The 15,215-nt window shown below is 72.6% G+C and carries 1 protein-coding gene; it reads right to left on the bottom strand.

The window, feature by feature from the left end:
* Positions 1-15,110: amino acid adenylation domain-containing protein (locus tag ACFV88_RS30345; protein WP_385495240.1), on the bottom strand; the 15,110-nt coding region annotated here is incomplete at its 3' end.
* Positions 15,111-15,215 lie beyond the last annotated feature (105 nt).

Here is a 15,215-nt window from a genome sequence, read left to right on the forward strand (position 1 = left end):
CCCACAAAACGCAACAACCCATAACCCAACCCATCACCCGGCACACCCCGCACCTGCTCCTTCACCCGCTTCACCAACAACCCCACATCACCACCACCCACCCCACCCACATCCACCCGCACCGGATACGAAGACGTGAACCAACCCACCGTCCCCGACAGATCCACCCCCTCCCCCAACGACACCCGCCCATGACCCTCCACATCCACCAACAGGGCACCGGACACCCCGCGCACCTCACCCACCGCGGCCACGAACCCGGCCAGCAACACGTCATCGACGCCCGCGTGGAACGCCGCGGGCACCCGGGTCAGCAGCTCCGACGTCACCTCCGTCGGCACCCGCACCTCCACCCGACGCGTCCCCGCAGCCACCGTGTCCACCACCGGATCCAACGCCCGCTCACCGATCACGACGTCGGCGCCCTCCAACAGGGCCGTCCAGGCCGGTAGTTCGGCGGCCCGCTCCGGTTTCGAGGCCTCCGCCACCAACGCTCGGGCCCACGCGCGGAAGGACGTCCCCGCCGGTCCGAACTCCGCCGCCGAGGGGTCCGCACTCCCGTAGGCCGCGGACACCTCGGGTACCAGCACTCGCCAGGACACCCCGTCGGCCACCAGGTGGTGCACCACGAACAGCAGGCGCCCCGTCTCATCGGGACCGCGGTCGAACCACACCACCCGCACCATCCGACCCCCCACCGGATCCAGGAGCCTCGCCTCCTCCTCCACCCGACCCCGCACCACCTCACCCAACCCGGCACCCACCAGACCCCGCGCATCCACCCGCCGCACGGTCTGGTCGGCGGTCCCCTCCTCCGGAACCACGAGCCCGGTCGGTCGGCCCTCCGTCAGCTCCAGTCGGGCGCGCAGGACGTCGTGGCGGTCCACGACCGCCCGCACCGCCGCCTCCAACCGGGCGAGGTCCAAGCCCGCCGGGACCTCCACCGTCAAGGACTGGGAGAAGGCACCCGTCAGCGCCACCGCACCCGCGCGCTCCACCAGCTCACGCATCACCGGCGTCAACGGCACCGCACCCACCGCCGACACCCCACCAGCCGGCACCCCCACACCCGACAACTCCCGCGCCACCAACGCCAACCCAGCCGCTGACCGCCGCTCGAACACCTCACGCGCCGTGATCACCACACCAGCCCGCCGCGCCCGCGCCACCACCAACATCGACATGATCGAATCGCCGCCCAGCTCGAAGAACGAATCCTCCGCACCCACCCGTGCCCGCCCCAACACCTCGGCGAACAGGGCGCAGAACAGCTCCTCGCGCGGTGTCTGCGGACCCCGACCCGTCGACTCGGTCACCTCGGGCGCGGGCAGGGCGGCCCGGTCGAGCTTGCCGTTCACCGTCACCGGCAGGGCGTCCAGCACCAGGACCGCGGAGGGCACCATGTAGTCGGGGAGCACGTCCGCCGCGTGCGCACGCAGCGCTGCCGCGTCCACCTGCTCGTGAGCGGCGACGACATAGGCGACCAGCTGTTTGGTCCCCGGCTGGTCCTCCCGCACCACCACCGCCACCTGGCCCACCGATGCGTGCGCGGCGAGGACGGACTCCACCTCGCCCGGCTCGATCCGGAAGCCCCGGATCTTCACCTGGTCATCGGCACGGCCCCCGAACAACAGCTCACCGTCCGCCGTCCAGCGGGCCAGGTCACCCGTGCGGTACATCCGCCCGCCGAAGGGCGAGGCCACGAAGCGTTCGGCGGTGAGGCCCGGGCGGTTGTCGTAACCACGGGCGAGACCGGCTCCCGACAGGTAGAGCTCACCCGTCACACCGGGCGGGACCGGGCGCAGGAACTCGTCCAGGACGTACACCCGGCTGTTGTCCATCGGGCGGCCGATCGGCACGGCCGCCGGAACCGCGTCCCGGGCCGTGTACGCCTGGCGCGTGATGAACGCGGTGGTCTCCGTCGGGCCGTAGTTCGCCACCACCCGCAGCTCCGGATGGGCCGCCAGCACCGTGCGGATCGCCGACGAGGACACCACGTCCCCGCCCGTCGCCAGCTCCCGTACGCCGGCGAAGATCTCCGGCGACTCCTCCGCCAACACCCGGAACAGACCGGCGGTCACATGGACGTTGGTCACCGCGTGCTCGGCGATCAAGCGTCCCCGTTCGGCCGCGTCCACCTCGCCCGACGGCACCAACACCAATCGCCCGCCGCGCGCCAGGGGCACCCACAGCTCGTAGGTCGAAGCGTCGAAGGCGTGGTTGGCCTGCACCAACACCCGTTCCACCAGCTCGTCGTGCCAGTCCCCGTCCGCGACGAAGGCCGCCACGTTGTGGTGGGTGACGGCCACGCCCTTGGGCCGGCCGGTCGAGCCGGAGGTGTACATCACATAGGCGAGCGCGCCCGGCACCGCCACGGGCGCCGAAGCGAGCGGAGCAGCCGCCAGCAGATCGGCCACCGGGACCGTCTCCAGCCCTTCCGGCACCCGGTCCGCGACGACCACCGAAACCCCGGCCTCGGACACCACACCGCGCAACCGGTCCACCGGATGCGCCGAGTCCAGCGGGACGTACGCGGCGCCCGACTTCCACACGCCGAGGAGGACCGCCACCAGTTCCGGGGAGCGGTCCATCACCACGCCCACCCGACCGTCCGGCCCCACGCCGCGACCCGCCAACCAGCCCGCCACCCGGTCGGACCGCTCGTCCAACTCGGCGTACGACCAGACCGCGTCACCCGCGACCACCGCGACGGCCGACGGGGTCCGGGCGGCCTGTGCGGTGATCCACTCGGTGACCGTCCCGGCCGGAACGTCGCGGTCCGTGGCGTTCCACTGCTCGACCACCACACCGCGCTCGGCCGACCCGAGGACCTGGACCCCGCCCAGCCGCCCGTCGGGGTCGTCGGTGATCTGCTCCAGCACGCGGATCAGTCGGTCCGGCAGCGCGCGGACGGTGTCCTCGTCCAGGAGGTCGGCCCGGTAGTCCAACCGGATCTCCAGGCGGTCGCCGGGGATGACACCGAGGGCGAGCGGGTAGTGGGCCGCGTCCTCGCCGCCCAGCGGACCCGCGGTCACTCCTTCGAGGCGAATCGGGCCCTCGGGGTGGCGCGGATAGTTCTCGTAGGCGAGGAACGTGTCGAAGGTGGCGCCCGCGCCCGTGACCCGTTGGATCTCACTCAGGCCCAGGTGCTGATGGTCGATCAAGTTGCTCTGACGATCCTGGAGTTCGGTGAGGAACTCGACGACGGTCAGGGCGGGGTCCAGACGCACCCGTACGGGCACCGTGTTCATCAGGAGGCCCACCATGCGGTCCGCGCCAACGAGTTCGGCGGGCCGGCCGGCCACGGTCGCGCCGAAGACCACATCGGTGCGGCCGGTGAGCATGCCCACGAGGATGCCCCAGGCGCCCTGGACGAGGGTGTTGACGGTGAGCCCCGCGGCGCCCGCGGTCTCGCGGAGGGCGCCGGTGAGACGGGAGTCGGCGAAGGTGGTGACGGTGTGCGGGGTGACGGGCTCGCCGTCCGGGTCACCGGGGGCGACGAGGGTGGGTTCGGTGGTGCCGGACAGAGCGGCCCGCCACGCCTCGGCGGAGGCTTCGGTGTCCTGGCGGTCCAGCCAGGCCAGGTAGTCGCGGTACGGGGTGACGGGCGGCAGCGCACGTGCGTCGCCGTCCGTGGCGTAGAGCTCCGACAGCTCGCCGAACAGGACCGGGAGCGACCAGCCGTCCAGGATGATGTGGTGCAGCGTCACATGGAGCCGGTACCGGTGCTCGGCCAGCTTGACCAGCAGCAGGCGCAGCAGGGGCGGTGACGTGAGGTCGAACCGGACGCGGTCCTCGGCGGCCAGCCGGCGGGCCTCGCCCTCGGTGTCGGTGCTGTCGCTCAGATCGACCTCGCGCCAGGGGACGGTGGCCGCTGCGGTGACCACCTGGACGGGGCGGTCCAGCCCGGGCGGCTGGCGGAAGCCGGTGCGGAGGTTGGCGTGGCGGTCGACCAGCGCCTGCCAGGCGGTGCGCAGTCGCGTCGGGTCGAGGGGGCCGTCCAGGTCGACGACGGTCTGTTCCACGTACACGTCGCGGGAGCCCTCGTCGTACGAGGCGTGGAACAGCAGCCCGTCCTGGAGGGGTGACAGGGGCCAGACGTCGGTCAGGCCGGGGACGTCCGCTTCGAGTTCCCGGACGTCGTCCTGGCCCAGGGTGACGAGGGGGAAGTCGGAGGGGGTGTGGCCGCCGCCGTCGCCGAGGGTGGTGTGGCGGGCGATCCCGGTGAGGACCTCGGACCAGGCGGTGACCAGGTCACGCAGTGCGTCTTCGGTGAGCAGTCCGGCCGGGGCGACCAGGGAGAGGGTCAGCCGGGGGCCGTCCGGCAGGTCGTTGACGAGTCCGCCGGCCTCCAGGGCGTGGGCGAGGGCCATCCGGGGGTCGGGGCGGACCCCGAGGCCGGTCCCGTCGACGGGGGTCCATGCGGATGCCGGCGCGGAAGAGGTGGCGGCGGCGTCCCGGAACCGTCCGAGGTAGTTGAACCCGATCTGCGCCGAGGGCAGTCCGGCGAGGGCGGGGGCCGCTTCCGGGTCCACGTACCGCAACAGTCCGTAGCCGAGGCCGTCGCCGGGAACGGACCGGAGCTGTTCCTTCACGGCCTTGAGGAGTCGCCCGGCCTCCGGGCCCCCGGCACGGACCCGCGCGAGGTCGACGGCGCCCGTGTCGAGGCGGCGCGGTGAGGTGCTGGTGAACCAGCCGAGCGTGCCGGTGAGGTCCATGTCCTCGCCGAGCGGCACCCGGCCGTGGCCCTCGACGTCGACCAGGAGAGGGCCGGCGGTGACGGCGCGGCCCCGGTCGCGCCGCCAGTGCTCGACGGCCGCGGCCAGCCCGGTCAGGAGGACGTCGTCGATCCCGGCGTGGAAGGCGGTGGGCACCCGGGTCAGCAGGTCCGTGGTCGTCGCCGCCGGCAGGGTGAGTTCGACGCGGTGGGTTCCGGCGCCCTCGGTGTCCACGGACGGATCGAGGGCGCGTTCCGCGAGCGGCTCCTCTTCGACGCTCAACAGGTCTTTCCAGTAGGGGAGTTCGGCTCTGCGGGCGCCGCCGGTCGCCTGGGCGGCGAGGGTGCGCGCCCAGTGCGCGAAGGGGGTGCCGGCGGAGGGTTCGGCGGACCGGTCCCCGTCGTGGGCGGCGACCAGTTCGGGTACGAGGGTGCGCCAGGAGACGACGTCGACCACGAGGTGGTGGGCGACCAGGAGCACCCGGCCGGGCCGGCCGGCGCCCTCGTCGAGCAGGACCACCCACAGCATCCGGCCGTTGGCGGGGTCGAGGCTGCGGGCGGCCGACTCCGCCTCGGCCTCCGCGTCGTCCGTCGCGGCCCGGGTCACGCAGTCGGCGGCGGTCGCTCCCCCGCCGTGTTCCGGGATGACGAGCCGGGGGCCGTCGGCCGTGGGCTCCAGGCGGGCCCGCAGCAGGCCGTGGCGGTCGAGGAGGGTCTGTACCGCGGTGGTCAGCCGCTCGGGGTCGAGCCCCTCGGGTGCCCACAGCAGCATGGACTGGGCGAGGGTCCCGGTGAGTGCCACCGGACCGGCGCGTTCGGCGAGTTCCCGCATCGCGGGGGTCAGCGGTACGGGCCCGGTGGGCGTGGCGCCGGTCGTGGGCCGGTCGACGGCGAGGGCGGTCGCGACCCGGGCCAGTCCGGCCGGGGACCGGTGTTCGAAGACCTGCCGGGCGGTGATCAGCACTCCGGCGCGCCGGGCCCGGGCGACCACCAGCATCGACATGATCGAGTCGCCGCCCAGGGCGAAGAACGAGTCGTCGGCGCCGACCCGGTCCACGCCGAGGGCCTGGGCGAACAGGGAGCACAGGGTCGATTCGACCGGCGTCGCGGGGGCGCGGCCCTCCGTGCTCGTGAACTCGGGCGCGGGCAGGGCCTCCCGGTCGAGTTTGCCGTTGACGGTGACCGGGAGGGAGTCGAGGACGAGGACCGCGGACGGCACCATGTAGTCGGGCAGCACTGCGGCTGCGGCGGCCCGCAGCGCCTCGGCGTCCAGGGGGTGGCGGGCGGCGGTCCCCGGGTGGTCCGCCGTCGGGGAGGCGGTCTCCACCGCGGCCGGGACCACGTAGGCGACCAGCCGTTTCGTGCCCGGCTGGTCCTCCCGGGCGATCACCGCGACCCGACCCGCGCCGGGCTGCGCGGCGAGCACCGCTTCGATCTCCCGCGGTTCGATCCGGAACCCCCGGATCTTCACCTGTTCGTCGGCCCGCCCCGCGAACGACAGCTCCCCGCCCTCGGTCCAGCGCGCCAGGTCCCCCGTGCGGTACATCCGCTCGCCGGCGGCGCCGAAGGGGGCGGCCACGAACCGTTCCGAGGTCAGGGCGGCCCGGCCGGTGTATCCGCGGGCGAGCCCGGCGCCCGCGAGGTAGAGCTCCCCGACGACCCCGGGCGGGACCGGGTGCAGGAACTCGTCCAGGACGTACGCCCGGCTGTTGTCCATCGGGCGGCCGATCGGCACGGTCTCGGGGACGTCATCGGGTGAGGTGTAGGGCAGGTGGGTGGTGAAGGCCGTGGCCTCGGTCGGTCCGTACGTGGTCCGCACGGTGAGCCCGGGGTGGGCCTTCAGCAGGGCGCGCACCGCCGACGGGGAAACCACGTCGCCGCCGGTGGACACCTCGCGCACGCCCGCGAAGATGTGCGGCGCCTCCTCGGCGAGTGCGGCGAACAGTCCGGCGGTCGCGTGCACGTTGGTCACCCGGTGCTCGGCGATCAGGCGTCCCCGCTCCGCGGCGTCCACCTGCCCGGACGGCACGACGACGAGGGCGCCGCCGCGCACCAGGGGCACCCACAGTTCGTAGGTGGAGGCGTCGAAGGCGTGGTTGGCCTGGAAGAGCACCCGTTCGGCGAGGCCGCCGTCCCACGCCCGGTCGAGGACGAACGCGACGACGTTGCGGTGGGTGACGGCGACGCCCTTGGGCACCCCGGTGGAGCCGGAGGTGTACATCACGTAGGCGAGGGCGTCGGGCGACAGCGGCACCTCGGGGTCCGTGTCCGGCAGGTCGTCCGCCAGGAGGTCCGCGTGCGGGACGGTGCCGAGGCCGTCCACGGTGCGGTCGGCCAGCGTCAGCGACAGACCGGCCTCGGCAGCGATCGTGCGCAACCGTTCGGCGGGGTGTGCGGCGTCCAAGGGCACGTAGGCCGCACCCGCCTTGAGGACACCGAGCAGGACGGCGACGAGCTCCGCGGAGCGGCCCGTCACCACCCCGACCCGGTCCTCGGGGCGCACCCCCCGCGCGATCAGCCCGTGGGCGATCCGGTTGGCGCGACGGTCCAGCTCGGCGTGGGTCCAGCCGGTGGCGTCGCCGGTCACCGCGGGCGCGTCGGGGGTGCGGGCGGCACGGTCCCGCAGCAGTTGGTGCAGGGTCGCGGCGGGGAGGGTGCGCCCGGTGTCGTTCCACTCCTCGACCACGGCCCGCTGCTCGGGACCGTCCAGGACGTCGAGCCGTCCGAGCCGGGTACCGGGGTCGGTCGCGACCTGGGTGAGCACGCGGGTCAGCCGGTCCACCAGCCCCCGGGCGGTCGACTCGTCGAACAGGTCGGTCTGGTACGCGAGGTCCCCGTCGATCCCGGCCGCACCACCCGCCGAGTCGCGACGCTCGGTGAGGGTGAAGGACAGGTCGAAGCGGGCCGGCGGGGCGACGGCCTCCCGGGCCCGGACGGTCAGTCCCGGCAGCTCCCAGGACGGGGCCGGGAGGTTCTGGAGCAACAACATGACCTGGAAGAGCGCGTTGCGGGAGAGGGAGCGGGTGGGGTTGAGGTCGTCCACCAGACGCTCGAACGGCACGTCCTGGTGTGCGTAGGCGGCGAGGTCCATCTCCCGGACCTGCGCCAACACCTCCTCGAACGACGGATCACCCTCCAACACCGTCCGCAACACCAACGTATTGACGAAGAACCCCGCCAACCCCTCCAACGCCGCATCCCCACGCCCCGCCACCGCCGTACCCACCGGCACATCACGCCCCGCACCCAACCGCGCCAACAACATCACCAACGCCGCCTGCACCACCATGAACACCGTCGCCGAACCCTCGCGGGCAACGGTGGCCAACTCGGCGTGGGTCCGGGGGTCCAGCCGTACGGGTACCGACCCCGGGATGAAGGTCGGCACGGCCGGCCGCGGACGGTCCGCCGGGAGGGCCACCTCCTCCGGCATGCCGGCGAGCGCGGTCCGCCAGTGGGCGAGTTGGGTGCTCACCAGACTGTCCGGGTCGGCGGGATCGCCCAGGGTGTCGTGCTGCCACAGGGCGTAGTCCGCGTACTGGACGGGCAGCGGGGACCAGTCGGGTACGGAACCCTGGCTGCGCGCCGCGTACGCGGTCCGCAGGTCCCCCGCGAGGACCCCCATCGACCAGCCGTCCACCGCGATGTGGTGGGCGACCAGCATCAACACGTGCTCGGTCTCGCTCAGGGACAACAGCTCGGCCCGCCAAGGCAGTTCGTGGGCGAGGTCGAAGCGGTGCGCGGCCAGCTCCGCCAGCACCGAAGGCACTTCGTTCTCGGTGAGCTCCCGTACGGGCATCGACGGACGCGCCTCCCGGCCGTGGACGATGTGCTGCCGGGGCACTCCGTCGGTGGCCGGGAAGCGGGTGCGCAGGGTTTCGTGCCGGTCGGCGAGGTCACCCAGGGCCGACCGCAGAGCGTCGGGGTCGAGTTCGCCGGACATCCACAGGGCGAACGGAACGTTGTAGGCGGCGCCGCCGCCCGACTCCTCAAGTCCGTTGAGGAACCACATGCGTTGCTGTCCGGACGACAGCGGCAGGGGGTCGGGGCGGTCCCCCGCGACCACCGCGGCACGGGCGGTTCCGCGGCCGTCCTCGACCAGCCGGGCGATCCCGGCCGGCGAGGGGGCGGTGAACAGGTCCCGGACGGTGATCTCCGCGCCGAGGACCCGCCGGACCCGGACGATGAGGCGCATGGCGAGCAGGGAGTCTCCGCCGCGGGCGAAGAACGAGTCCTCGGCACCCAGGTGCGGAAGGTTCAGCGCTTCGGCGAAGAGCCCGCAGAGCACCTCCTCGACTGGGGTCGACGGTGCACGGCCGGTGTCCCGACCCGTGTCGGGCGCGGGCAGGGCCGCCTTGTCCAGCTTGCCGTGTGACGTGACGGGCAGGGCGTCCAACGCCACCACCGCGGACGGCACCATGTGGGACGGGAGGGTCCGGGCCGCGTGGGCGAGCAGGGTGTCCGTATCCACCTCGCCGTCACGGGGGACGACGTACGCGACGAGGCGTTTCACGTCCGGCTGGTCCTCGCGCACGACCACCACTGCTTGGCCCACGGATTCGTGGGAGGCCAAGGTCGCCTCGACCTCACCCGGCTCGATACGGAACCCCCGCACCTTCACCTGGTCGTCCACACGCCCCACCACGACCAACCCGGCAGCACCGTCGTTGGCCCAGCGGACCAGGTCACCCGTCCGGTACATCCGCTCACCCGCACCACCGAACGGGCACGCCACGAACCGCTCCGACGTCAAACCCGAACGACCCACATACCCCCGAGCAACCCCACCACCCCACACATACAACTCACCCACCACACCACGCCCCACCGGACGCAACCACTCATCCAACACCGCCACGCCCACACCCCACACCGGCCCACCCACACCCACGCCAGTAGCCGTGGCAGGCGTCAACGCGTGCGACATCGTCGCGCACACCGTCACCTCGGTCGGCCCATACGCATTGACCAACCCGCCCGACAATCCGCCGGCCCACCGCTCCACCAACCCCGGCGAGCACACCTCACCCGCCACCACCACCGACACCACCGAACCCGGCAACGACCCCACCCCGCCCAACACCGACGGCGGCAACGTCACATGCGTCACCCCGAACTCCCCCAACACCACCTCCACATCCACAAACGGCGGCATCCGATCACCCGGCACCACCACCAACGCAGCACCCGACCACAACGCCATCCCCACCTCAGACACCACCGCATCAAAACCCAGCGCCGCAAACTGCAACACCCGCGAACCCACCCCCAACCCCAACCGCTCCACCTGCGCACCCACCAAACCCCCCAACCCCACATGCGACACCACCACCCCCTTCGGCACACCCGAAGACCCCGACGTAAACACCACATACGCCCCATTCGCCGGCACCAAAGGCCGCAACCGATCCCCATCCGACACACGGGACGACGACACCCCAGCCAACTCCTCAACACCCCACACCCACCGCTCCACACCCCCAGGAACCAACCCCACAGTCCCCGCCTCACACACCACCAACCCCACACCCGCACCCTCAAGAATCAACCCCACCCGACCCACCGGATAACCCGGATCCACCGGCACATACACCCCACCCGCCTTCAACACACCGATCATCACCGTGACCTGATCAATCGAGCGATCCATCACCACCGCCACCCGATCCTCCGCACCCACACCCCGCGCAATCAACGCACGCGCCACCCGATTCGCCCGACCATCCAACTCCGCATACGACAACGAACCACCCACACCCACCACAGCCACCGCACCCGGAGTCCGCGCCACCTGCGCCTCAAACCCCTCCGACCACAACACCACCGGAGCCACCCCATCACCCACCACCGGCACCGGATCACCCTCAACCACCACACCCAACCCACCCACCCGCACCCCAGAATCCAACGCAACCTGCCCCAACACCCCCACCAACCGACCCACCAACAACCGCACCGACACCTCATCGAACAAATCCAACGCAAACTGCACATCACCACCGATCCCCACCGGCACACCCCGCCCATCACGCCGCTCCGCGAGGGCGAAGGTCAGGTCGACGCGTGCGGGTACCGCCTCGGCGGGCAGCTCCCATTCTCCGTGGGCGCGGACGCTCAGGCCGGGCAGCTCCCACTGGGCGGGGGGAACATTCTGGAGCACCAACATGATCTGGAACAGCGGGTGCCGCGAGAGGGAACGCTCCGGGTTCAGCTCCTCGACCAGGCGCTCGAACGGGACATCGGGGTGTGCGTAGGCGGCCAGGTCCGTCTCCCGGACCTGCGCCAACACCTCCTCGAACGACGGATCACCCTCCAACACCGTCCGCAACACCAACGTATTGACGAAGAACCCCGCCAACCCCTCCAACGCCGCATCCCCACGCCCCGCCACCGCCGTACCCACCGGCACATCACGCCCCGCACCCAACCGCGCCAACAACATCACCAACGCCGCCTGCACCACCATGAACACCGTCGCCGAACCCCGGCCGGCCGCCTCCACCAGGCCGGCGTGCACCTCCGGCCCGATCTCGATCGGCACGGAACCACCCTTGAACGAGGAGACCGCGGGTCGCGAACGGTCGGCCGGCAGCTCCAGCTGATCGGGCAGATCGGCCAGGGCTTCGCGCCAGTGGTCCAGCTGGCGGCTCATCTCGCTGTCCGGGTCGTCGGCGGACCCGAGCACCGAGCGCTGCCACAGGGCGTAGTCGGCGTACTGGACCGGCAGCGGTGACCAGTCGGGGTCCGCACCGCCGAGGCGCGCCGCGTACGCGGTCCGCAGGTCGTCCGCGAGGACCCCCGTCGACCAGCCGTCCACCGCGATGTGGTGGGCGACCGCGACCAGCACGTGTTCGGTCGGGGAGACCTCCACCAGGAGGGTGCGCCAGGGCAGGTCGCCCACCAGGTCGAAGCCTCCGGTGAGTTCGGCGGCCAGGGCGGCCGGCACCTCGGCCTCGGTGACCGTCCGACGCCGTAGTTGCGGGTGGGCCCCGGCACCGGTCAGCAGGTGTTGCCGCGGCACGCCGTCCGTCTCGGGGAATCGGGTGCGCAGGGACTCGTGACGGTCGGCGAGGTCACCCAGTGCGCCCTCCAGCGCCGTCACGTCCAGGGCGCCCGACAGCCGCAGGACGAGCGGGACGTTGTACGCCGCGCCCGCGCCCGCTTCCTCTAGCTGGTTGAGGAACCACATCCGCTGTTGCCCGAAGGACAGCGGGAGGACGTCGGGGCGCTCGCCCGCGACCAGTGGGGGGCGCGCGGACGCCCGGTCTCCCGTCACCAGTCGGGCGAGTTGTGCGACGGTCGGGTGCTGGAACACGTCCCGCACTCCGATGCCGGCGTCGAGCACCGACCGGACCAGGCCGATCAGCCGCATGGCCGTGATGGAGTCCCCGCCGAGCGCGAGGAACGACTCCTCCGCGCCGACCCGCTCCACCCCCAGGACCCGGGCGAACAGTCCGCAGAGCACTTCCTCCGTGGCGGTGGCCGGTGCCCGTCCGGGCGTGCGCGTCACCGTGGGGGCGGGCAGGGCGGCACGGTCGAGCTTGCCGTTGACGGTGACGGGCAGGGCGTCCAGCACCACGACCGCCGAGGGCACCATGTACTCGGGCAGCTGCTCGGCGGCGTGTTCCAGGAGTGCCGCGGGGTCCACCCGGTGCTGGTGGTCGTCGCCGGGGACGACGTAGGCCACCAGTTGCTTGGCGCCGGGGCGGTCCTCGCGCACGATCACGGCGGTCTGTGCGACGTCCTCGTGCGCGGCGAGGACGGCTTCCACCTCGCCGGGCTCGATCCGCAGGCCCCTGATCTTGACCTGGTCGTCCGCGCGTCCCAGGTAGATCAGTTCACCGTCGGACGTCCAGCGGGCCAGATCGCCGGTCCGGTACATCCGGGTGCCGTGGTCGAAGGGCGAGGCGATGAAGCGTTCCCCGGTGAGTGCGGGGCGGCCGGCGTAACCGCGGGCCAACTGCACGCCGGCCAGGTGGAGTTCGCCGGTCACGCCGGGCGGGACGGGGCGCAGGAAGGCGTCGAGTACGTACGTGCGGGTGTTCCAGACGGGTGACCCGATCGGCACCACCGTCGAGGGGTCGTCCTCGCGGGCCGCGTCCCATGCCGTGACGTCCACGGCGGCCTCGGTGGGCCCGTACAGGTTCTGCACCCCGACCCGAGGGCCGAACCGTTCGCGGAACTCGCCCAGCAGCTCCGCAGGGAGCGCCTCGCCGCTGCACACCACCCACCGCAGGGTGGCGCAGGCACCGGGTTCCACCGCCGGGAGGAACACGGCGAGCATGGACGGGACGAAGTGGGTGACGGTGACGTCGAAGCGTTGGATCGCGTCCACGAGGTACGCGGGGTCCCGGTGGCCGTCCGGGCGGGCCATCACCAGTGCGGCGCCCGACAGCAGCGGCACGAACAGTTCCCACACCGACACGTCGAACCCGATCGGTGTCTTCTGGAGCACCCGGTCGTCCGGTGACAGGGCGAACCGGTCCGCCATCCACAGCAGCCGGTTGACCAGTGCGCCGTGGCTGACCACCACGCCCTTCGGTCGGCCCGTCGAGCCCGAGGTGTAGATCACGTAGGCCGCGGCGCCGGGCGGCACCGTCGCAGCGACGCCCGTGCCGGGTGCCGACGCCACCTCGGCGCGCGTTTGCGGGGCGTCCCACACCACGGAGGGCACCACCGCCCCCGTACCGTCGGACAGCGGGTCGTGGGTGCCGTCGGCGCGGATCAGCAGGGCGACGCCCGCGTCACCGAGTACGTACGCCACCCGCTCGCGCGGATGGCCGGGGTCCACCGGAACGTAGGCGGCGCCGGCCCTCAGCACGCCCCAGAGCACCACCAGGAGGTCCACCGAGCGTTCCATCAGTACGCCGACCCGGTCGCCGGGGCGCACGCCCCGCTGCCGTAGCCAACCGGCGACCCGGTGGGAGCGCTCGTCCAACTCGGCGTAGGACAGGGCCGATTGTTCGTCCAGGACGGCGGGGCGTTCGGCGTTGCGTCGTGCGTGTGCGGTGAACAGTTCGGGCAGGCTCGTCGCCGGGACCGGCCGGGCGGTGTCGTTCCACGCGCCGACGACCACGTCCCGTTCGGTCGCCGGTACGGCGTCGGTCCGGCCGACCCGGACGTCCGGGCCGTCGGTGGTCGCCGCGAGGTGGGTGAGGAAGGCGCGTTGGTGGGCGGTGAGGTCGTCGAGGCCCGGGGCGGAGTCGGCGCCGTCGAAGTCGACCCTGATCCGTCCGTCCGTCTCCTCGGCGCGGACGGTGATCACCAGGTCCTCGCCCGGGGGGATCGAGACGTCGTGCGGCCGGCCGGGGGCGCCCGCGAAGTCCAGTTGGTGGTCGAAGGTGACGACGTTGACGAGCGGCCCGAAGTGTCCCTTGCCGGCTGCCGGCCACTCCAGTTCACGGCGCAGTTCCTCGCCGCGGAAGCGTTGGTGGACGAGGGTGCGGCGCAGTTCGTCGCGGACCCGGTGGGCGAGGGTCAGCAGGTCGTCGCCGGGGTCCACGGCCAGGCGGATCGGGAGGATGTTGGCCGTGGTCGCCGGGGTGCGTCCGGACAGCGGGGTGACCCGGCCCGTGACGACGACGCTGAAGACGACGTCGGCGCTGCCGGTGACGCGGGCGAAGTAGGCAGCGGCGGCGGCGATGACGACGTTCGACCAGTTGACGCCGGCCCGGCGGGCCAGGCTCCGCAGTCGGTCCGCGGCGTCGACGTCGAGGTGGGCGGTCTCCCGTCGGGCGCCGGGAGCTGCGGCGCCCCCCAGGGGGAGGCTCACCGGGGTGGGTCGGTCGGCGAACCGGGTCGTCCAGTGGGCGCGGTCCCGGTCCCGGTCGGTGGAGCGCCCGTACCGCGCCTCCTCGGCGAGGACGTCACCGAGGGTGCCGAACCGGGGCGGTGCGCACGGGGCTGCGGTGACGTGGGCGGTGTAGACCTCGGCGACCCGGCGTCCGAAGAGGGACCAGCCGTAGGCGTCCATGACGACGTGGTTGTACCGCTGGTACCAGAGGGAACGGGTGTCGGAGAGCCGGAACAGGGCCTGGGCGAACAGGGGGCTGGCGGTCGGGTCGGCCGGGCGGGCCAGTTCGTCCCGCATCCAGGCGTGCGCCTCGGCCTCGGGGTCCGGGGAGTCGGACAGGTCACGGACGGTGAACGTCCAGTCGGTGGCGGCGGGGACCTGGTGAGGGCCCTCGGCGTCCTCCACGATGCGGACGCCCAGCCCTTCGGACTCCGCGACCGCCTGCCGCACCGCCGCCTCGAACTGCGGCGCGTCCACCGGCCCGTCGATCTCCACGTACTCGCCCGAGTTGTAGACGGGGCTGGGGTCCCCGATGCGTTGGGCGAGCCAGATGTCGTACTGGGCGGCGGACAGGGGCAGCCGGCGGTCGTCCTGAGACATGCGAGTCCCTCACTCGGAGTTCGGTGCGGTGCGACGGGTCGGGTCGACGACGGCGCGCGTCACGGGCCGCGGGCGAGGCGCGGGCGACCACGGGCGGGGCGCGCG

This window comes from Streptomyces sp. NPDC059816, assembly GCF_042732055.1.
Taxonomy (GTDB): Bacteria; Actinomycetota; Actinomycetes; order Streptomycetales; family Streptomycetaceae; genus Streptomyces.